This is a genomic window from Acinetobacter sp. YT-02 (assembly GCF_002412355.1).
Taxonomy (GTDB): domain Bacteria; phylum Pseudomonadota; class Gammaproteobacteria; order Pseudomonadales; family Moraxellaceae; genus Acinetobacter; species Acinetobacter towneri.
The window spans coordinates 1-23,166 of record NZ_NOZT01000010.1; the positions used below are offsets into that span (position 1 = coordinate 1).

The 23,166-nt window shown below is 39.9% G+C and carries 16 protein-coding genes; 11 read left to right on the plus strand and 5 right to left on the minus strand.

From position 1 onward, the window contains the following. Positions 1-138: 138 nt before the first annotated feature. The gene (metG, locus tag CF596_RS05345) at positions 139-2,196 is read right to left on the minus strand and encodes a methionine--tRNA ligase (protein ID WP_096901453.1); all 2,058 of its coding nucleotides are present in this window, start codon (positions 2,194-2,196) and stop codon (positions 139-141) included. Positions 2,197-2,474: 278 nt separating this feature from the next. Here metG and apbC point away from each other — a divergent pair, with 278 nt between their 5' ends. From apbC to CF596_RS05380, 7 genes are all read left to right on the plus strand, one after another. Further along, positions 2,475-3,728, plus strand: coding sequence for an iron-sulfur cluster carrier protein ApbC (gene apbC, locus CF596_RS05350; RefSeq protein WP_096901454.1), 1,254 nt, complete (start codon positions 2,475-2,477; stop codon positions 3,726-3,728). Between the two features lie 374 nt (positions 3,729-4,102). Continuing rightward, positions 4,103-4,696, plus strand: a complete 594-nt coding sequence (locus CF596_RS05355; protein WP_070152620.1) for a LysE family translocator — start codon at positions 4,103-4,105, stop codon at positions 4,694-4,696. 446 nt (positions 4,697-5,142) lie between these two features. Continuing rightward, positions 5,143-5,712 (plus strand): dCTP deaminase, encoded by a 570-nt coding sequence (dcd, locus tag CF596_RS05360; protein WP_004975507.1) that lies wholly within the window; start codon positions 5,143-5,145, stop codon positions 5,710-5,712. Positions 5,713-5,954: 242 nt separating this feature from the next. Next, on the plus strand, positions 5,955-8,045 hold the full coding sequence (locus tag CF596_RS05365) for a hypothetical protein (RefSeq protein WP_096901455.1): 2,091 nt from the start codon (positions 5,955-5,957) through the stop codon (positions 8,043-8,045). A gap of 13 nt (positions 8,046-8,058) precedes the next feature. After that, the gene (locus CF596_RS05370; RefSeq protein WP_004975509.1) at positions 8,059-8,775 is read left to right on the plus strand and encodes a hypothetical protein; all 717 of its coding nucleotides are present in this window, start codon (positions 8,059-8,061) and stop codon (positions 8,773-8,775) included. Between the two features lie 33 nt (positions 8,776-8,808). After that, entirely contained in the window at positions 8,809-11,055 is a 2,247-nt protein-coding gene (locus tag CF596_RS05375) for a DUF6160 family protein (RefSeq protein ID WP_096901456.1), read from the plus strand. Positions 11,056-11,069: 14 nt separating this feature from the next. Then, on the plus strand, positions 11,070-12,476 hold the full coding sequence (locus tag CF596_RS05380; RefSeq protein WP_096901457.1) for a hypothetical protein: 1,407 nt from the start codon (positions 11,070-11,072) through the stop codon (positions 12,474-12,476). A 58-nt stretch (positions 12,477-12,534) separates the two neighbouring features. Here the strand turns inward: CF596_RS05380 and CF596_RS05385 are convergent, their stop codons facing one another. The 4 genes from CF596_RS05385 to CF596_RS05400 all read right to left on the minus strand — a co-directional run bounded on the left by CF596_RS05385 (position 12,535) and on the right by CF596_RS05400 (position 19,369). Continuing rightward, entirely contained in the window at positions 12,535-14,250 is a 1,716-nt protein-coding gene (locus CF596_RS05385; protein WP_096901458.1) for a proline--tRNA ligase, read from the minus strand. A 123-nt stretch (positions 14,251-14,373) separates the two neighbouring features. Beyond that, positions 14,374-17,478, minus strand: coding sequence for an efflux RND transporter permease subunit (locus CF596_RS05390; protein ID WP_096901459.1), 3,105 nt, complete (start codon positions 17,476-17,478; stop codon positions 14,374-14,376). Between the two features lie 63 nt (positions 17,479-17,541). After that, complete coding sequence (locus CF596_RS05395; protein WP_096901460.1) at positions 17,542-18,675, minus strand: efflux RND transporter periplasmic adaptor subunit; 1,134 nt, start codon at positions 18,673-18,675, stop codon at positions 17,542-17,544. 49 nt (positions 18,676-18,724) lie between these two features. Further along, a complete protein-coding gene (locus CF596_RS05400; protein WP_096901461.1) occupies positions 18,725-19,369 on the minus strand; it encodes a hypothetical protein in 645 nt (214 codons plus the stop codon). 275 nt (positions 19,370-19,644) lie between these two features. On the opposite strand from CF596_RS05400, the gene pilG reads away from it, so the two are divergent. From pilG to CF596_RS05420, 4 genes are read left to right on the plus strand one after another with little or no spacing between them, the layout of a single operon-like run. After that, positions 19,645-20,028 carry a twitching motility response regulator PilG gene (pilG, locus tag CF596_RS05405; RefSeq protein ID WP_004975524.1) on the plus strand — a complete coding sequence of 128 codons (384 nt, stop codon included), beginning with the start codon at positions 19,645-19,647 and terminating at the stop codon, positions 20,026-20,028. 32 nt (positions 20,029-20,060) lie between these two features. Further along, positions 20,061-20,429, plus strand: coding sequence for a response regulator (locus CF596_RS05410; RefSeq protein ID WP_004975526.1), 369 nt, complete (start codon positions 20,061-20,063; stop codon positions 20,427-20,429). A gap of 3 nt (positions 20,430-20,432) precedes the next feature. Continuing rightward, positions 20,433-20,969, plus strand: a complete 537-nt coding sequence (locus CF596_RS05415; protein WP_096901462.1) for a chemotaxis protein CheW — start codon at positions 20,433-20,435, stop codon at positions 20,967-20,969. A 46-nt stretch (positions 20,970-21,015) separates the two neighbouring features. After that, a complete protein-coding gene (locus tag CF596_RS05420; protein ID WP_096901463.1) occupies positions 21,016-23,091 on the plus strand; it encodes a methyl-accepting chemotaxis protein in 2,076 nt (691 codons plus the stop codon). The last annotated feature ends 75 nt before the right edge of the window (positions 23,092-23,166 follow it).

Consider the following 23,166-nt stretch of genomic DNA (forward strand, 5'->3'; position numbering starts at 1 on the left):
AGCAATGTACTATGATAAGATTAACCCGTTAGGTCAGGTGGCCTAACTTAAATAAAAAAGTCTCCGACAAACCCAGTACGGTTCACTATAAAAAAACCCCACTAAAATATAGCAGGGCTTTTTATCAGTGTCTAAAAATTAAGACACTTTATCACCCGGTTTCGCACCACTTTCAGGTGAAACCACCCAAACGCCGTCACCATTACCCGCAGCGAGTACCATCCCATTAGAAATACCAAAACGCATTTTACGTGGTGCAAGGTTCGCCACCATTACCACCAATTTGCCTTTTAAGTCTTCAGGTTGGTAGAACTCACGAATACCGCTAAACACGTTACGTGGCTCGGCTTCACCAACATTTAAAGTCAATTGAAGGAGCTTGTCAGAACCTTCAACCGTAGCCACTTCAAGAACTTCTGCAACACGTAAATCAATTTTGACAAAGTCATCAATGGTGATAATTTCCGCTTCACCGACTTTAGGTTCTGCTTTTTTCTCTTTGGCTTTTTCTTTTTTCTTTTCCGTTTTTGGTGCTTCAGCAGGTGCGGCTAAAGAATCTTTAGATGCATCTACCATTGCAGCTACCGCTTTCGGATCAACACGTTGCATGAGTGGTTGGAACAACGCAATTTCATGACCGACTAAAACAGTTTTACGTGATTCAAAGTTAAAGCTATCTAACTGTAAGAAGGCTTGAACTTGTTCAGCCAAGGTTGGTAGTACAGGCGCAAGATAAATCGCCAATTGACGGAACAGGTTAATCCCCACAGAACATACGTCATGAACTTGCTGTTCTTCACCTTCAATTTTGGCTAAAGCCCAAGGCTTTTTCTGATCAATATATTGGTTCGCTTTATCGGCCAATGCCATAATTTCACGAATAGCAGTAGAAAATTCACGCGCTTCGTATGCTTGGGCAATTGAGTCGCCTGCAGCAATAAAGCTTTGTACCAACTCAGGTTCTACACAGCTCGCACTTAATTTGTTATCAAATTTGGTGTTGATGAATTTGGCACAACGGCTGGCAATATTCACCACTTTACCTACAAGGTCAGAGTTTACTTTCTGCACAAAATCATCCAGATTTAAGTCAGAGTCTTCAACTTTGTCAGACAGTTTTGAGGCAAAGTAATAGCGTAAATATTCAGGGTTTAAATGCTGTAAATACGTTTCTGCCTTAATGAATGTGCCGCGAGATTTTGACATTTTTTGACCATTTACAGTCAAGAAGCCATTTACAAATAAACCTGTAGGTGTGCGATAACCCGCACCATCTAACATCGCAGGCCAGAATAAAGCGTGGAAATAGACGATGTCTTTACCAATGAAGTGATAGACTTCTTTGTCTGAATCTTTTTTCCAATAATCGTCAAAATTCAGGTCGGGGCGTTTGTTTTTTACGTAGTTTTCAAAACTCGACATATAACCAATTGGCGCATCAACCCAGACATAAAAATATTTATTTGGTGCATCTGGAATTTCAAAACCAAAATATGGTGCATCACGTGAAATATCCCAGTCATTTAAACCGTTTTCAAACCATTCATCCAATTTGTTGGCAATTGAAACTGGCAAACGACCTTCATCGCGCGTCCATTTTTGTAAATATTCACCAAAATTAGGCAATTTAAAGAAGTAATGATCTGATGATTTTTCTACAGGTGTTGCGCCGCTCAAAGTCGATTTTGGATTAATCAGCTCAGTCGCATTATAGGTTGTGCCGCAAACTTCGCAAGAATCGCCATATTGATCTTCCGCTTTACATTTTGGGCAAGTGCCTTTAATAAAACGATCTGATAAGAACATGCCTTTTTCAGGGTCAAATAATTGCGTAACAGGACGCACGGCAATATTGCCTGCATCTCGATTTTTGACATAAATTTCACTGGCACGTGCGCGGTTGGTGTCGCTATGCGTTGAATCATAATGATCAAAATGCACGCCAAAACCGTCAAAATCACGAATGTGTTCTTGTTGCACATTGGCAATTTGCTGTTCAGGGCTAATTCCATTGGCTTCGGCACGCAGCATGATTGCTGTACCATGCGCATCATCCGCACAGACATAAGTCACGTCATGTCCCATTGCACGCATGGCGCGAACCCAGATATCTGCCTGGATATAACCGAGTAAGTGACCCATATGGATCGGACCATTGGCGTATGGTAGGGCGTTAGTGACTAAAATTTGACGCACGGATATAACTCTCTCAAATAGGGACGATGCAATTCGGGCAATTTTACCTTAGATAGCACATAGATGCACAAGGGATTCCATGAATTCTTTTCAAATCCGCCTAGAAGGCTAAATACAATATCTAAACAAGGAGTTGGTCTGCATTTGACGATAAATCATATCAAAAACCAAGCAATACACTCAGAATTAAGTATTTCGGTGAAAGCACGACTTAACCTTATACTGAATTATCGTTACACTATCAAAATCGCGGTATTTCCAAACTTTGGAGTAAATCTATGTCTTGGCTTTCTTCACTTAAATCAGTTTTTTCACCTTCGCATACGGTGAATGAGGAAGCTATTCAGCACGTACTACAAAGTTATGTCTTGCCTGAATCTGAACATGCCTTAAAAGATCGTATTTCTCAAGTGAATGTGCAAGGTGATATTCTGCAAATCACCATCAATACTTATCCTGAAGAAAAACAACATTTACAACAAATTCATGATGAACTGGCAGATGCTTTAGAAAAATGCGGCATTAAAGAACTGAATATGCATGTGATTCAGCAGAAAACGGGACAGAAAAAAGAAAGTTGTGGGCATCAACATGCTGAAGGTGAAAGCTGCTCAACATCGACCACACAGACCGTAGCATCTCATTTACCGCCAGTAGTCGATGCTGCAGGTCAAAGTTCAATGCAAGAAGCCGATCCGAATAATCCACCGATTCAAAAAGCTGCGCCACAACAGCGCGATGTGCCGAAACATCCGCGTATTCAAAACGTAATTTTGGTATCTTCGGGCAAAGGCGGGGTTGGAAAATCTACCACTACTGTAAATTTGGCTTTGGCATTACAAAAGCTAGGCTTAAAAGTTGGCGTATTAGATGCTGATATTTATGGTCCAAGTATTCCGACCATGCTCGGCAATGCTGGCAAAACTCCTATGATTGAAGCCGAGCAGTTTGTACCGTTGGATGCTTTTGGGATGCCTGTGTTATCCATCGGACATTTAACAGGTGACCACAATACACCTGTAGCGTGGCGTGGACCAAAAGCCACAGGTGCATTAATGCAGCTCTTTAATCAAACCTTATGGCCAGATTTAGATGTGTTGATGATTGATATGCCACCAGGAACGGGGGATATTCAACTGACCCTTGCACAGCGTATTCCTGTAACGGGAGCGGTGATTGTGACTACACCACAAAATGTTGCCTTAATGGATGCTGTGAAAGGCATCGAGCTGTTTAATCGTGTGCAAATTCCTGTGATGGGCGTAATTGAGAATATGTCGACGCATATCTGCTCAAACTGCGGCTACGAAGAACAAATTTTTGGTCAAGGTGGTGGCGATAAACTGGCAGAACAATATGACATTCCGTTGCTTGGACGTTTACCATTGAATGTCAGTATTCGTGAAAATGTGGATGCAGGCACGCCGTCAGTGATTGCAGGCGATGATGCTGCCGATAGTTACATTGCGATTGCCAAGCAAATTGCAAAAAAACTGCCTAAAGCTGAAAAAGATCAGAATCGTATTTTCTAGTGAGGGATCTCAGCTTGGAATGATCGCGGTTTTCGTCATTCAGTTGTTGTTCTTCAAATTTTGAGTGATTCATCTTTAAAAGCTAAGTCACAATATTTTGAAAATTTGGCTCACTTCGGTGAGCTATTTTTCTTTGATTAAAAAATACACAAGCATCTGATTTAATGGTGTTTAATCTCTAAATATCCTAAAAAGGTTAAGAAAAAATGACTTATAAGTTACCATTCAATTAAAAAGTATTTTTTATATAAGTAATTGAATGAAAATAATAAATTTAAAATATTGAACTGATCAAAAATTTGTCTTACAAAATACTTTTTGCCAATTGCAATGAACTATTTTAATCTGCGCTCATTCAGTAGTGAGGTCAATGCATGATTTCATGGTTTTTTATCGGTTTGGTGATCACAATTTTATTGACACCAGGGCCAACCAATACCTTGCTTGCATCATCGGGTATTCAGGTTGGTATCCGCAAATCTTTCCGATTAATTCCAGCAGAAGCATTGGGTTATTTGATTTCTATTACACTTTGGGGCGCCTTAATTGGTACGGTGTCTACTCATCTCCCGTTGTTGCCCACCATTCTAAAATTATTCAGTGCAAGCTATATTATTTTCTTGGCGATTAAATTATGGCGCACGGCTAAAGTCGAGCAAAGCTTTAATCAACCTACGATCCGTGCGAGTGAGCTATTTTTAGCGACTTTACTGAATCCTAAAGCATTGTTGTTCGCCTCTGCAATTTTCCCAACGATTGCATGGGTAAAAGCAGACTATTATGTGGCACACATGTTGGCATTTTTATGTTTAATCGTGCCGATTGCTTTTTTCTGGACATTTATTGGTTCGGTGCTCGCTAAAAATAAAATTAGCTGGCTCAATCAGTGCAATCTACAAAAAACAGCTTCTATTGTGTTGCTGAGCTTTTCAATTCCTTTAAGTTATTCGGCTTTGTTGAGTCTATAAAGCCAACGTTGTATCTAAAAGTTGTATCTACTGGAAATAGGGTCTGTTGACATTTCATAAATGGCTTGCGCTGTAGGCTAAAACTGAGCAGATCAGGCATGAAACGCAGGGAATAGCGAGACTATTGCCAAGTTTCATAACGCAATCTGAGAAAGTTTTAGCCACATGAGCGAGAACAAAGCATTGCTTTGTTTGCTGCGCAAGGGGACAAGCATATTTTTTGCTGCTATTGCGTTATGTGCCAGTCATTTAGAATGACTAAATTTCCTGTCCCATGCCTTATATCAGCTAAAAAATATGCGTTGTCGCAAACATAGACGAATTGTCAACAGCCCCTAATCATTGCACTTAAAAAAGCGATGTGAGGGAAACGGCTGGTTTTCATTAACTTAGATTTCAGTTAAAGTACAGCACAGTTAAACATTCATATTTTGGATAGAAAATAAATGGCAATTAAGTCTGATCGTTGGATTCGCGAAATGAGCGAAAAACACGGCATGATTGAACCGTATGCAGAAAACCAAGTTCGTTTTGATGAAAATGGCGAAAAACTCATCTCTTATGGAGTTTCAAGCTACGGTTATGATGTACGTTGTGCACGTGAATTTAAAGTTTTTACCAATGTTCACTCCGCAATTGTCGATCCAAAAAACTTTGATGAAAAAAGTTTTATCGATATTGAATCTGATGTGTGCATCATTCCGCCAAACTCGTTTGCTTTAGCACGTACGGTTGAATATTTCCGTATTCCACGCAATGTATTAACCGTGTGTTTAGGTAAATCGACCTATGCGCGTTGCGGTATTATTGTGAATGTCACGCCACTTGAGCCTGAGTGGGAAGGTCATGTAACTTTAGAGTTTTCCAATACCACGAACTTACCTGCACGTATTTATGCAGGCGAAGGTGTGGCACAAATGTTGTTCTTTGAATCAGATGAAGTTTGTGAAACCTCGTACAAAGACCGTGGTGGTAAATATCAAGGGCAGACAGGCGTGACCTTGCCTAAAGCATAAGTGATTAACCCATCACAATTTTTCTGTTGAACAAGCGAGCCAATGTGCTCGCTTTTTTTCATTCATCGGAAAGCTGTGCTGTTTAGCCAGTTTGTTTTGCATTTGCATAAATATTCAGCATAATTAAATATGAGAATGCTTTGGCATAATCACGTTTTTAAGGATAAAAACACTCAAATAAATAGCCAAGCTATAGATAAATAAAAGAAAGATGCGGAGCATCAGATAAAAGGAAGGTCGAGATGACTGAACACGCAATTACTTTCCCTTTTCGTAAGCGTTGCTTAGCCACTGCGATAGGCTTATTTTTGACGAACCCGAGTTATGCTTTACAAGCACTCTCCGATGACTCTTTGTCAAATACCACAGGCGAAGGGGTTGCTTTAGTCCTTGATGATTTCAAAATGGTGTTTCAGCAACCGAATGACCTATCAACAGGGTCGAGCTATACACGTGGGCTAGAAAACCCAAGTCAATATGATACGGGCTTTATTCGTATTATCCCGACGGGGGAGAATTATGCGCAGTTGGCAGAAAGTGCATACCATACGGTTTATAACAATACTTATAATCAAAGTGTTTTAGAAGGTAAGGCAGCACATAAATATAACGAAACTTACCGTTCAACTTATGAACAAACCTATACAAGTCAATATTCAACTCTGTATCAAGAATATACTAAAAATATTGAAAAAGATGTTGAAGCGAAAACAGAAACATTTACATTTGATGTTCGTGAAGGTTTTTTTAATAATGAGACACTCAAGTATTATTACAATCAACGTCTTGCAGACTATAGGGATGGGACTTGGGGGATTGGAAAGAGTTTAAAAAAAGATGGAACTACTGCATATACCACACGACCAGTTAGCGAGGATCCAACTGGCGTTTTAGAGTATGAAAAGAAAGCAAAAGAATATGCTATTACAAACACTTATGAAATGCTTGATCTTTTATATGGGAGTCGGTCGGCAGAAGCTAATAATGATTTATTGAATTCTGATTTTTATAAAGGGCTTAGCAACTTCACTCGAGCAGACCAAGTTGGTTCACAAGTAGCCACATTAATACAGGCTGAAATAACTAAAGAAACAGCATCGGCTGATATTCGGGCTAAATATAATGCGAGTCAACTTGCAGAAGATACAGCCAAGTCTGCTGTGGCAGAAATTTATGCTCAAATTATACAATCGGCTGAACAGGCAGCGGCAATTGCTGCATCGGGTTCTCCTGTGCAATCATTAAGAACCAAAGCAGATGTCTTTATTTATGGTTTAGCCTTATCTAAAAGTGATAACTCATTAAGCAGTCGTTATAGCAATCAAGGCTTTAACTGGGGTTCAGCAGATAACCCATGGTTATTCCGTGCAGGCACAGAAAAAGTTAAACAATTTAAAAATGTAGAAAAAGATGTTGGTTATTTAGCACTAGAGGCACCACTCGCAACTACTACGCCAACTGAAAGTGATAATAATATTAAACTGGGCTTTTGGACTGATATTTTTTCACGTCAGTTGAACTCAAGCGCAGAGGTTGATCCGAGCACTGGAGCACCAAAATCGGGTTTAGATAAAGAGCACCGTTTACGTACTCAGTTTGTTGCTAATGGTTTAAGTCTAAATGGTTCACAGACCCGAGTATTTCAGACTTTAGACTCGGATAACCCAAATCATCATCAAACCTTGGGTATGGCAAGTGTATTGCGTTTAAATACCAATGATAATCCTGCGAATTTAAGTTTCACAGATTCAAACTTAGACAGTAAAGGGATCCGCATTAGTACAGCAGCGAAATCAGATACTTTGGATGGAACGGCGGTCACACCAGCAATAGATGGTTCATTGGCACCAGTTTTTCATGATACAGAGGGTTTGTATTTATACAGTCCGAATATCAATTTAGTTTTAGGGAATATGTATCAGCCTTTTGTGGTTGGTTCTGAGGGCAATAATATTGTGCTAGAAGTAACACGTATTCCGAATGTTCCTGAAATTTACAATAAAATTTATCAAAATTATGAAGATGGAAAGGGTGGGTATTTAGGTTCTACAGCATTTACAGGTTCTACCTGTAATGTGGTGAGTTGTGGCACACCGCTAAAAGCCAATGTCAATGACAGTGCTGCGATGTATCAAGGACGTAATGCGACGCATAGTAGTATTGCAATTGGTACTGTAGAACGCTTGCCAAATAATATGTTGCGTGCCAAAGATCATACGGATGCCACAGGTGTTGTATTTAAGGGTGTAGATGGTACTGCTAAGAATCTAGGTTCAGTTGCAATAGATGGTGTGCTGATTCAGCACCTTAAATTTAAAACAACAGGTCTATAAAAGGAGAATCATCATGTTGAAAAAACTGTCTTGTATTGCATTGATGTGTAGTCCTTTGACCCATGCCAATTTAATTGCACTGGAAAATCATGAATTAACGCAGGCTACTGGTCAAGGTGGAGCAGACCTCAGTTGGACGTTATCGTTAAACCATGAATATGCCGAAAATTTAGAACTCAGCAATATTTCTAAATTTAATGGTGGGACTAAACCTACAGAAGTTTATTATCGCTATAGTAAAAATTGTGCTGACAATAATGTGCTTTGTCGTTTAGCCATTGCACCCAATAACCATGAAGATAATAACGGCAATAAAAAATGGCTGGTATTTAAACAAATTCAGGGCACCATACAAATAGATAAATTTTCTTTAGATGGCACGACTATTATTAATCATAAAAATGACCCACAAACGGCAATGCAGCTTAAGTTTTATGATGATAAGCCATTAAAAATAAGAAATTTGGGTTTTGCAACCATGGCGATCGAAACAGGTACAGGGCAGGGAGCAAATGAAGGTTATGCAAATTCAGAGGTATATACCAAATTTCAAGGAAGAAATTATCAACAAGATGGTAGTTATAACTTAGTTCAGCAAGATGTACCTTTGTTTGATCAGGGCGCTGAAAAAGGATTTATGGGCTTAAATATTCACGGCAATATGCACATGTCTGGCAATGTGAAAATATTTAGCTACAACTGTACAGGTTCAGCAGCAAGTCGTTGTTGAATATAGGATTAAGTACAGTATAGGGAAATAACAATGAAAAAAATAATGCAGTTGAATTTATTAACATTGAGCGTACTTTGTGCGCAACAAGTGTATGCTTTAGAGCTGATTGCAGACCAGCATTTGTCTGATGTAAGTGGGCAAGATGGTATTGTAATCACCCATGAAATGTCTAAAGCCACGATTAATCAAGTCAATTGGTATGATCCTGATTTAGTGGCTGGAACTCAACAGGGTTTAGGCTTACATAATGTAGAAATTAAAGGACAGAATAACCAGCCTATTATCAGTAAGCTTGCTTTAGATGTGGGGAAAACTGATGTTGGCGCAGGTGTGCGTATCGATGCGAGTATTGATGCTTTTCAATCGACTGCAGATTTAAACTTGGTCAAAAAAAACTGTGTCGGAAATAGTTGTACTAAAGAAACACAAAGCTTGGGTCAGTTCGGCTTAGAAACTAAATCACCTTTAAAAGTTTTATTAGAAACCAAAGCAGGTTTATTCAATCAAAATGAAACGGCACATTTAAACTTCCAGTTACAGAATGCCAAAATTAGTCATGGTTTAGGTAAGCATGAATTATCTATGCATGATTTTAACTTTAATTTTGCGACTGACGGCTATATGTACATTGATGCCGATGAGGGATTGGTCTTTACCACTAAAAATGGCACCACCGACCATTTTGTGAATCTTGGACGAGTGAAAGACCTGAGTGATGTTGCTAGTAGCCGACAAAATGCAACTAACCCTGGGGTCAATATTGACTTGCGTTATGATGATAAAAATTTAATTCGCTTTGGTGCATCAGGTGCGGTAAGCAATGCGAAATTGTTTTTTAATGGGCATCAAAAAAATGTTGCCAATTTTGACGTTTCGAATAAGGTCAATGGTGTAATTGAAACTAAAAATACCGCAGTTACAGGCTACGATACTGTGGTGGGGCAAGGTGGTTTGCATTTGGGCCTATCGGCTGATTTTACCAATCAAAATACGGCAGGCTTGGCTGCAGGGCAATTACCAACAACCTTAGAAATTGGGCACACAGGAAAAGGCAGTTATGCGGTTGAGTTTTCAAATTTAAGACCGCTAACCACACGTGATGCACAAGGTGCTTTGCACAATAAAAATGCTTATATTGATTTTGGCGATATTTATATTAATACCGTACAAGCGAAAAACCTCAATTTTTTAGTCAATGAAAATATTAAAAATACCATTGGTGCAACCAGTCCTATTTTAAACCAGTTGCTATCGAGTAAGCTTGAAGGTGACCAGTTCTCACTGATCGCTGTTCGTGGTATGGACTTTCAGTCTATTGCAGCCAAAGCTAGAATTATTTCTGACAACTCTTTAAATGAATTGACAGGAGATGGTGGTTCTTGGGGTATTGGGATTCCAATTTATAATTTAAATGCCAATGTGGCCTTGTCGGGTAAACAATATCTGTCACCTTATGATGGAACGAACAAAACTGGAATTGGTTATAACGCTATTGTTTCTACCGAAGGTTATGGCATTGATTCAAAAACAGGCTTACCAAGTACCACTTCTATTATCTTAATTGACGGGCAAGACAGCCTGCATGCTGGTGAAGCTGTCAACTATTATGCTGGTTTAAGAAATATTGATGCATTAATTCAGTCCGACGGTGTGATTGGTTATGAAGATGAAGGGATTTATATTCGTGCAGATCATTTATTAGTTGCAGCAAAAGCAGAGTTAGCGATTGGACAATTACCAGGTTCGAAATACAACTGCGTCACAGGATCAACTAAATGCGGTGGCTTTGTACCTTACGATAATTTCTCTAAGAAAGATGATGTGTTGACGACAATTGCTTTTAAATTAGATGGCAATGGTGAATTGTTGGTAATTCCTGGAATGGATCCAACCGATACTAATCCGAACTCAAACTTTTTGTCTTTTGATGCGAACTTTAAGTTTAGAAGTCTAGATAGCACAGAACAGGCTGATCCGAAGAATTTAGGTAGTTATTTTAGTTTGATTAATGAAGATCAAGTGAATAATGAAACTGTTCAAACTTCTTCAATAAACTTGAATCGAATGGAAGGTCATTTAGGTGTTAAAGGAAAAGTTGTTGTCAGTGCAGATACGGTCACTTTAGACAATCAAGTTAAATTTAATTATAAAAATGATATTGCTCAACCCTTTAAAACAGACTTTGCAATGTCTACCAATGGCAATATGCAGAAAATCGCATCTGTCGTGCTTACAGGTGGAACCATGCGCAGCACATTGGGCATTACGCCACGCTAAAGGATAGAAATAAAATGAAAAAAACAATTTTAGTTGCATCTATTTTAAGTACAGCTTTTTCATTCAATTCTGCTCAAGCGATGCAGGCTTTAAATGATGATCAGTTATCTCATGTACAAGGTCAGGCACTTTTGAATCTGATGACTGCGACAGATCAATCGCAAGGGCTCAACTTTTATAAGCTGAGTGTTGATGCACTCATGGAGCTCAATGCCAACATTAAAACGCTACAATTGGGTTGTGGTGGTGTAAATAATGCGATTGGTAGTAAAGCGGGATGTGATATTGATATTTCTAATATTTCGTTAAGTGGCTTGAATGAATCCTATGATTCAACAGGTAGCCCAAAGTTTAATGGTGAACGTGCGGGTACTAGTGCGCAAATTACCAATCCATTTATTGAATTTGCGATTAGTGGAAATAGTGCGTCAACACGTGAAGTGGTTGGTTTTCGCTTAGGTGCTGAAGAAATTTTAGGTCTACTGACTTTGGGTACAGATAACGTGCAAAACCCAAATGACGGGATTAAAAGTTTCAGTGGTTATATGAAAATGGCACAAACGCAAGGGCATTCATTTACTAAAGAAGCTAAATTTGGTAATGCCTCTGACCAAAAAATTAGTGGGATACTGACTGCGTTGGGGCAGGATCGTGTCTATACAAGTAAACCTGGCGCAGAAGGACATACTGGGATTACCGTTCCATCGATGCGAGCTGATTTTACGATGCCTGAAACAGTAGTGACTGGTCAGCGTATGGAGTCCGCTATAGTTACGGGTATCCGTTCAACATTAGCTTCTATTCCGCTAGCGGCAACAGAGTCTGGGACATATACTGGTGATGTAAATGGAACACCTGACTTTTCAAAAGACCAGTTATATGTCACATTTCCTCCTTTATTGTTTGGTTCTGTTGGTGATCACTCATTCTTTAAAATGAGTAAGGGTTCTACATTAGAAAATTTGAATATGGATATTACTTTTGTCCAAGCCCTAAATATGATTCACAATATTCCTCTGACAGGAACAGGTGGATATTTATCTTTACAAAGCAAGCCAGTGCAGTGGATGGGTGCAGATGAAAAAGATATTGCACAACAAGGTTGGTGGATGTCGTTTAAGGAACCAGTGCAATTAGGTTATTTGGCAACTGCGGATTTGGTAGATGTTTCTGCAGTACTACCACAGGTCGCAAAAGCATTAACTTCTGAGTTAATGCAAGATAAGCATAATGTAGATGTAAGTTTGTTAGAAGCATTAGGTTCATTGGCTGGTACACCAATCGAGCGTAAAATGAATATCGATGTTGGTAGTTACACAGGATATTACACGGGTCAACCGGCCAGATTAACACTTAATAATCAGGTTTTACAAAACCAAAATGTTACCCCTAACTGTTATGGCGGTATGAAATTCTGTTAATCCCAAATGAAAAAAATCCCGCAACTTGTGCGGGATTTTTTATACTCAGTGTTCAATCTTATTTGGCAATTTTGATGAGTAATTCTTCTTTCGTTAGGTTGCTAGATTCAGCATCACGACGACCTTTATATTCAAAAGTACCTGCATCTAAACCTTTCTCACCAATCACAATACGGTGCGGAATACCTGTAAGCTCAAGGTCAGAGAATTTCACCCCAGGACGTTCATTACGATCATCCAGTAATACATCATAACCCGCAGCTTGCAATTCTGCATACAGTGCTTCTGCTGCTTCTAATGTACGTGGTGATTTGTGTGCGTTCATTGGCACAATCGCAATTTCAAATGGCGCAATTGCTGCAGGCCAAATGATGCCTTTATCATCAAAGTTTTGTTCAATAGCAGAGGCAACTACACGGGTAACACCAATACCATAACATCCCATAGTTACGGTAAACGGCTTGCCATCTTCACCAAGAACTTTACAGCCCAAAGCTTCTGAATACTTAGTGCCAAGCTGGAAAATATGACCAACCTCAATGCCGCGTTTAATTTGTAAGGTACCTTTACCATCTGGAGATGGATCGCCCTCAACGACATTACGTAAATCATAAACTTCAGTATATTGTGCATCGCGCTCCCAGTTTACACCTGTTGCGTGTTGATCAACTTGGTTTGCACCTGCAACGAAGTCAGACAATACCGATGCAGCACGGTCTACAATCACAGTTATGCCTTTTTCGACCAAACCTTGTGGACCAACAAAGCCAGCAGTTAAACCTAACGCTGCAATTTGTGCATCGGTTGCAAAAGTAAGTGGTGCAGCAATTTGTGGATGCTTTTCTGCTTTAATTTCGTTGAGTTCATGATCACCACGCAGGAATAATGCAATCACAGGTATTTGCCCTGATTCATCTGCAACACCTTGAACCAAGAGCGCTTTGACTGACTGGTTGCTATTTGTGCCTAAAAATGCAGAAACTTCCGCAATGGTTTTTTGGTTTGGTGTCTCTACAATGTTGAGTTCTTGCGTTGCAGCAGCACGTTCACCCACCAAAATGGCTTCAGCCATTTCAATATTGGCTGCATAATCAGATTCTGTAGAGAAGGCAATATCATCTTCACCACTTGAAGCCAGAACGTGGAATTCATGTGAACCAGAACCACCAATAGAACCTGTATCTGCTTGTACTGGGCGGAAGTCTAAACCTAAGCGTGAGAAAATTCTGCAGTATGTGTCGTACATGACATCATAGGTTTCTTGTAGGGAGGCTTGATTGGTATGGAAAGAATAAGCATCTTTCATAATAAACTCACGTGAACGCATTACCCCAAAACGTGGTCGAATTTCGTCACGGAATTTAGTTTGAATTTGATAGAAGTTGATTGGCAATTGCTTATAGCTTTTTAATTCATTACGTGCCAAATCAGTAATGACTTCTTCATGTGTTGGACCAAGTACAAAAGGATTGTCGTGGCGGTCTTTAAAGCGCAGTAACTCAGGACCATATTGCACATAACGCCCTGATTCTTCCCAAAGTGAAGCAGGTTGCGTGACAGGCATAAATGTTTCTAAAGCACCTGCGCGGTTCATTTCTTCACGAACAATGGCTTCAACTTTATTTAGCACACGTACACCCATTGGCAGCCAAGTATATAAACCTGAAGCCAATTTACGAATCATACCCGCACGTAACATCAGCTGGTGAGAAATCACCTCGGCATCGTTTGGGGTTTCTCTTAACGTAGCAAATAAAAAGCGACTCGCGCGCATGGAAACTGTCCTAAAAAATGAAGCGTTAAATGGATTTTTTTCAAAGCCAGATTATACAATAAAAATCGGGCTAAACTTGTGTTAAAATTTAGCCCGAGCGATTGTGTGATTTTACGTGAGATTTTAAGAAATGAGTTTACGTGTTTGGCGTAACATAAAATTCTTAAAATCGTCTAAATAAGTGAAAATGACAGGTACGACCACCAAGGTGAGTAGGGTAGATGTAATTACACCGCCAATGACTGCATGTGCCATAGGCGCACTTTGTTCGCCGCCTTCACCCAAGCCAAGTGCGAGTGGCACCATCCCCATCACCATTGCACTGGTGGTCATTAAAATAGGGCGTAAACGGGTTTTCCCTGCAGCAATAATTGCATCATAACGTGACTCGCCCTGATCCATGGATTTTTTAATAAAATCAATCAGTAAAATCGCATTTTTGGTGACCAACCCCATCAGCATAATAATACCGATAATAGAAAACAGGTTCATGGTCGAGTTAAAAATAAACAGTGCCAAGAATACCCCAATCAGCGATAAAGGCAGAGAAGCCATAATCGCTGCAGGGTGAATGAAACTGTTGAATTGTGAACCTAAAACGATATAAATAAACACAATAGATAGGGTAATTGCAGTCAGCGCATAACCTGCAGATTCAGCCATGTCAGCATTGGCGCCTTGAGTGTCGAAGCCATAACCTGCGGGTAATTTAAAGTTATCCTGAATTTTTTGAATGTCGACACCAATGTCACCTGCAGGACGTCCAGCAGTATTGGCTTCGACCAAAACTTCACGGGCTAAATCACGACGGTTAATTTGTGCTGCACCTAAACTTTCCTCAAACTTCGCCACACTTGCCAAAGGCACTAAAATATTTTGTCCATTGGCATCAGTTTTTTTTGAAGTTAAATACATATTTTGCACATCGCTCGGCAAGCTACGATGGTTTTCTGTAAGTCGAACATTGACATCGTAGGTTTCACCACGTTCATCTTGCCAAGTGGTGACATCATCCCCCGCAATGAGTGGGCGGATAATATTGGCAATTTGATTCACCGATAGCCCCAAATCACTAGCAAGGACACGGTTAATATAAACACCTAATGTAGGTTTAGGAGCTTTTAGCGAGCTTTCTAAATCGACAATACCATCCACCTGAGCAATTTCTGTCATAAAGCGGTCAGAGATTTTTTGTAATTCTGCTAAATCTGGACCTTTAATGGACACCATCACAGGTTTTTGCCCCCCTGAAACTGTTTCGTCGGCAGAGGCGACAGAGGTGATGGTGATGCCCGCAACACTTTGTAGACGCTGGCGAAATTCGTTATTGAGTTCGGTTAGCGTTTGTTGACGTTCATTACGTGGGCTGACAGTTACACGCAAATTAACATGATTTTTCCCGCGATCTGTTACGCTGTTAATGGCTCCGTAAGTCGCACGTACTTCAGGGTGTTGACGGATGATTTGATCTACTTGTTTTAATTTTGCTTGTGAATATTCAAGCGAGGCATCTACAGGTGTTTCAAATTTAATCCGAATTTCACCTTTGTCGGGTACAGGTACAAACTCCGTACCAATCAGTTTGGATAATCCGAGTGCTGCAAATAATGAGCCCACTGCAATCAATAAGGTAATAACGCGAAATCGTAGTGCTAATTTTAAAAGTTTTTCATAATGATGACTTAAATTGTCGAGTTTGTTAGAAATCCAGTTTAAGAAGCGTTTTACCCGTCCAGGTTTTTTATTGGGATTTGGTTTTTCTGCCCAGTGTGCAGAAAGCATTGGATCCAGCGTAAAACTGACAAACATGGAAATCAGCACGGCAGTACTGACGGTGACACCAAATTGATAAAAAAAGCGTCCGATAATGCCGCCCATAAATGCCACAGGTAAAAATACCGCCACAATGGTTAAGGTGGTTGCTAAAACTGCTAAGCCAATTTCTTTAGTACCATCCAAAGCAGCCGTGACATGGTCTTTACCCATATCTGCATGACGCACGATATTTTCACGTACCACAATTGCATCATCAATCAATAAGCCAATACTGAGCGAGAGCGCCAGTAAGGTCATCATGTTGATGGTAAAGCCAAATGCCCAAATAAAGGTGAGTGTGCCGAGTAGGGCGATTGGCAGGGTCAATCCTGTAATGGCGGTAGAACGGAATGAACCAAGAAACAACAGTACAATCAGGACTGCCAGAATCGCACCCTCAATAATGGTGCGCGCTACATCACGGATACTGCCACGAATCCCTTTAGAAGAATCCACCACGACCTTTGCAGTCATGCCTACAGGTAGTTGGGTCTGAATACGTTCTAAGGTTTTGTAGGTGTTATCAACCACTTCAATAACATTAGAGTCTGAACTACGCAAGATATCGACAGCAACCGCAGTTTGCCCATTTAAAAATGCACTGGTTTCCAGCTCTGCCTGACTGTCTTGAATTGTGGCAACTTGTTTTAAAAAGATGGGCGCACCATTTTTATTGGCAATAATTAAATCGCCAAAAGCCAGAGGATGAATGACTTTGGATTGGATTTCGACCACCAATTCACTATTGGCTTGTTTGAGTGTGCCGCCAGGTACTTCAATATTTTCAGCTTTGAGCGTGTTGATGACCTGATCTACACCTAAGCCAAAACTCATTAACTTTTGTGGATCTACCTCAATCCGAATTTGTCGCTGTGCATCACCCAATAAATTAACAGTTCCGACACCAGACACAGTGCGCAGTTGCGGTACAACTTGTTGATCTAAATAGGAACTTAAATCACGCAAAGACATTTGTGAGGATTCAAACACAATCGACATGACTGCATTGGCAGTTGGGTCGTAGCGCTCCACCACAGGGTCTTGAATTTCATCTCGAAAGCCTGCACTGACAGACGAAATTTTATCGCGTACATCTTGTGCCGCCACTGCCGAAGGAACATCTAAATTAAACTCGGCAATAATAGTAGATAACCCTTCACTGGATTGTGAAACCAGTTGTTTGAGTCCAGAAATGGTGTTGATCTGATCTTCCATTTTCTTGGTGATTTCAGATTCAACTGTTTCAGGTGATGCACCCGGATAACTGGTATAAACCACTACAAATGGAAAATCGACGTCAGGAAATTCTTCCACGCCCATACGTTGCCATGAAGCCAAGCCAAGCACCATTAGACAAAACATCATCATGATGGTAAAAACGGGATACTTGACGCTAACTCGGGTAAACCACATAACAACGATCCTGATTTTTTATTTATTGGACATCTGCACTACTGCATTGAGATGAAATTCAATTTATTGAGGGTTATTTTGAATGATCACCTGCTGCTGAATTTGATCGGGGTTGAACACCACTCGACTCACTAGATCATTGTTCTGTAAACCTTGAATTACAGCCGTATTATCACTGTAGCGTTGTTCTAAAACTGTAATATCGACACGGGCAATTTTACGATCTCGAATCACCCAAACATAAGGTTTGTTTTGGATATCGTGAATGGTATTGAGTGGAATGATCTGCCCTGAAATGGTGCTTTTCGCTAAAATATAACCATCCACAAATGCCCCAATACTTAAAGAAGGAAGACGCTCAAGCGGGGTCGCGAAAAACTCAATTTGACGACTGGCTAAATCTGCAACAGGAGAAACACGGCTAATTTGTGCATTAAATATGTTTGCTTGGCCTTGAAGTTGATATTCAATTTTTTGACCAATTTTGAGTGCGGCTTGTAATTCGCTTGGTAATTTTGCTTGAATTTCTAATTGGTTCGGATCGACGATTTCAAATAAGGTTTGTCCTGCAGCCACAGTTTGCCCAGGCTCAACCTGACGTTGTGTAATGACACCATGAATAGGGCTGGTAATTGTGCCATCTTGATCGGCTTTTAAAGCGATATCAACATTGGCTTGTTGGGCGCGTACATTTTCCATTTGTGCACGGTAATCTAGCTGACTTTGCTCATATTCTACTTGCGAAATAAAACCCTGATCGAGCAATCGTTTTTTTCGTTGCATCATGTTTCGGGTTTGGTTGGCTTGAGCTTGCGTTGCAGCTAAATTGGCACGAGCTTGAGCCAAACGCGCAGCATTATCCTGATTATTCAAGCGTAGCAAGGTTTGACCACGTTGTACGCTATCGCCCACTTTGACATAGACTGAAGTTGCTGTGGCAGTCACCTGTGCTTGAATACTGCTTTGATTGACTGCACGTACTGTGCCTGTAAAGGCAGTTTTACTAATGGCACTGCCTTGTTGGGGTGACACTAAATCTTGCTGAATAAGTTCAATTTTTTCTGATACTATTGTTTTATTTTCAGTTTCTGGTTTTTGGCAGGCACTCAGTAAAATACATAATCCGATAGTACCAATACGAAAAATAGGTAAATACTGCCGATGAAACCTAACGGCGATACGCTGTGCAATGTGCATGCATATTTGTCCTTATTGATTGCCAAAATGACAAGGTAATTCAAATCAACTATTCAAGTGCTTTTAAGCGAGTAATAATTCTGTCGTATTCTGCTTGTGTATTTCGATAGCTTGTTTGTAAAGATTGAATCATATCTTTTTTAAGCTCGATGTTTTTTAAGTTATTGTCCAAATTGGTTTTTAGTTGTGCAGGCACAGGTTTGACCTTGCGTAAATACTCCATTTCTTGACGTTTAAAAGTAATACGGTCATTTTGCAGCTGTTTGAGTTGTTCTTGTTGGAAAATAATTTGCTTTTTAATATGCGCTAAAGCGTTATTACGTTTAGTGATTGCGGTTTGACTATTGGTATAGGCTTTTTTTAAACGCTGATCAGATTCCATTTGATACGCTTGAGCAGCACGTTGTGGGGCTTTTTTAATATCCATTTCAGTGTTGTATGGACGTGCGCGCTGAATCACTTGCATGTTACGGTCTAATGCTTCATAGCCATGACGAATATGATTAGGTGTCACATTACTACTAATATTTGCAACGCCATGTTGATCATAATAGCGATACCACACCGCTTTGTTCTGGCTGTCAGCCATGAGTGGGGCAGAGGGCAATAGCAGTAACGCAAGCATGCCCAATTTGAGTGACTGCTTATTTTGTTTTAATTTTACAGCGAGTGATTTTGCAAAAAAAGTGCTCACGTTGTCCCCCACAATAAAGTTGACTAAATTACTTAAATTAAACGTAATATAGTGTTATATTAGATCAAAATTAGGAATTAAAAAAATACAACCGATAAAAAAATATCAATGGTCACACGAAAGTGTGAGCGGTTTGGTGATAATGGTGTAAAAGTGTAGCTTTACACTAAATATGTTCATTGAAACTACAAGTAAAGATATGTTAAAAATACGATCAATGTGTAAAATTTTTCTACTCAGTTGCTTGTACAAACAAAAATGGGAAGGGTCATTGAATGGACGATAAATTCCAAAATCTAAAAGTCATGGTGATTGATGATTCAAAAACCATTCGCCGTACAGCTGAAACACTTCTACAGCGTGAAGGTTGTGAAGTGGTTACCGCAGTTGATGGATTTGAAGCTTTATCCAAAATTGCCGAATCAAATCCAGATATCGTATTCGTAGATATTATGATGCCACGCCTAGATGGTTACCAAACGTGTGCCTTAATTAAAAACTCGCAAAACTACCAAAACATTCCTGTCATTATGCTATCAAGTAAAGATGGTTTATTTGACCAAGCCAAAGGACGTGTAGTAGGTTCTGATGAGTATCTGACTAAACCATTTAGTAAAGATGAATTATTAAACGCCATTCGTAACCACGTGACAGCATAATTATTAGTTAGTTAGATTTATTGGGGAAAATAATGGCTCGTATTCTTATTGTAGATGATTCACCTACAGAAACATTCCGCTTCAGAGAAATCTTGACCAAGCATGGTTTTGAAGTCATTGAAGCAGCGAATGGTGCAGATGGCGTGACCATGGCGCAAGCTGAATTACCAGATTTAGTATTAATGGATGTGGTTATGCCAGGCGTGAATGGCTTTCAGGCAACACGTCAAATTTCGCGTGGTGATACCACTAAACACATTCCAATTGTAATTGTGAGTACCAAAGATCAGGCAACCGATCGTGTTTGGGGGAAACGCCAAGGTGCGAGCGATTATTTAACTAAGCCTGTTGATGAAAAACAATTAATTGATGTGATTAATCAACACCTTAATGCAGGATAAACTATGGCTGCAAATGGTTTTATTGAATTACTTCGGTTATCTAAACGTGGAAACAAAAACTACGTTAGTACCGAAAATGAGGTAAACCGCTGGTCAGGCATTGCTTTTGAGATGATGGGGCAATATTTCGTTGCTCCATTAGGAGAAGTTTCTGAGGTTATTTATCCACCGAAATATACGCCCGTACCAAATACCCAACCTTGGGTAGTAGGTCTAGCGAATATTCGCGGAAGATTACTTTCAGTTTCAGATTTGGCACATTATGTTTCTGGGCAAAGCAGCCAATATTCACCTACTCAAAAAGTAATGTGTATTAGTCATAATGACCATTATGTCGGTTTAGTTGTAGATCAAGTTTTGGGTATACAGCACTTTAATAAGAAAAGTTTCTTTTCTAAACACAATGATTTAGATAGTAATTTACAAGAATATTGTCAGGGCTATTTTCACCAATATAACCAACAATGGCATGTTTTCTTATTTAGTCGTTTATTGCAAAACCCAAAATACATGAACGCATCTATAAAATTTATAAATTAACTATCGCGCACCTAAAAAATGAAGGCGTCAATCGGGGAGAAGCTGCATGGGCTTTAAACTTAAAAAGAAAAATTCAGGCGAAGAAACTGTCCGTAAAGCAAGTGGTCCAGGTTTTTTTGCAAAATTACAGGCGCGAACAGAAGAGTTTGCGAGTGTATTTGGCGAAACAGAAAAATCTAAGCCACTTATTTTAGGCGCAGCTTTTTGTATCATCTTATCGCTTTTCCTGTTGTTATACCTTTTTTATAGCGTGCCGCGTAATAACGATTTTACCCGTAGTTTGGGTGATTTACGTCTGTTGTCACAAACCATTTCACGTCAAGCAACTGAAGCGACTGCATCAGGTACGCCTGAATCTATTAAAAACTTAACAGATTCACAAAAAGCCTTTGCTGCAAACTTAGAAACAGTGAAAGATATTCACCCAAATACGGATACCTTGCGTGAAGTAGAAACACAGTGGAAATCGGTTTCTGAAAATATTGATTTGATTGCTTCACAACAAAAAATCATTAACCAACTCTATGACACCAACATTGCAATTGCTGAAACCATTCCGGGTATTCAGGCTGAATATAACTTGATGGTTGATCAAATGGCACGTCAAGACATGCCAAGTAGCCAGGTGGTCATTGCAAAGAACCAAGTATTCATTGCAGAACGTATTTTACGTTCAATCAGTTCTGTATTAACAGGTACAGATAGTTCACGTGAATCTGCAGATGACTTTAGTGCCGATACCGAAACTTTTGGTGCTTATTTGGCAGCGCAGTTAAATGGTAGTGCAGAACTAGGTGTACAACGTATTACTCAAGAAGATTTACGTAGTTCATTAGAAGGCATTCAAGCAGAATATGAAGATGTATTGAAATCTGCTGCTGCAACGGTTTTAAGTAACTCGACGCAAATTGTAAAAGTACGTCAGGCATCATCTTCTATTTTCGATCAGTCAGATAAACTTTTAACCAATTTAAATAAATTGTCTGGCAGTTCAGGTTGGTCTATTGCAATTCCTGCAATTGGCTTAATTGTAGCATTACTTGCGTTCTTATTCTGTGTATTCAAACTCTTAAGCTTACGTGGTGAAGTCGATAAAGCTCGCGTGGTTCGTCTACAAGATGAATATGACCGTAACCAGAACGCGATTTTACGGTTACTCGATGAGATTGCCGACCTTGCAGATGGTGACTTACGTTCATACGCAACAGTATCGGAAGACTTCACGGGTGCCATTGCCGACTCGATTAACTTCGCAATTGACCAATTACGTGACCTTGTATCGCGTATTCACGAAACATCGCACGAAGTTGCACAATATACGGCAACCACACAGAACATTACCAACCAGCTTGCTGAAGCATCTGAGCATCAGGCGCAAGAAATTGCAGGTGCATCTGCCGCAATTAACGAAATGGCAATGTCAATTGACCAAGTATCTGCCAACGCTGAAGAATCAGCAGCGGTAGCAGAACGTTCAGTACATATTGCATCGAATGGTGCAGACGTTGTAAACCGTTCAATTGAAGGTATGGATATCATTCGTGAGCAGATTCAAGAAACCTCTAAGCGTATTAAGCGTTTGGGTGAATCTTCACAAGAGATTGGTAACATCGTTGCCTTGATTAACGATATTGCCGACCAAACTAACATTTTGGCATTAAACGCAGCAATTCAGGCGTCTATGGCGGGTGAAGCAGGTCGTGGTTTCGCAGTCGTAGCCGACGAGGTACAGCGTCTAGCGGAACGTTCAGCATCTGCAACTAAACAGATTGAAACACTGGTTAAAACCATTCAGACTGATACCAACGAAGCCGTAATTTCGATGGAACAAACCACATCGGAAGTTGTACGTGGTGCGAACTTATCTAAGGATGCGGGTGTTGCACTGGATGAAATTCAAACGGTATCAACCAACCTTGCGAAATTGATTTCTAACATTTCGGACGCTGCAAAACTTCAGTCTGCTTCTGCAGGTCACATTGCAACCACGATGAACGTTGTACAGGAAATTACCTCGCAAACGACCAGTGCAACTTTCGATACTGCACGTTCGGTATCTGAGTTGGCCAACATGGCAGAATCATTACGTGAATCTGTAACTGACTTTAAACTACCTGAATAAGCGGGATTCCAGCTTGGGGAAAGGTGTACCTATACACAGTTATGGGTACACCATCATTCAGAGATAAAGCATCGC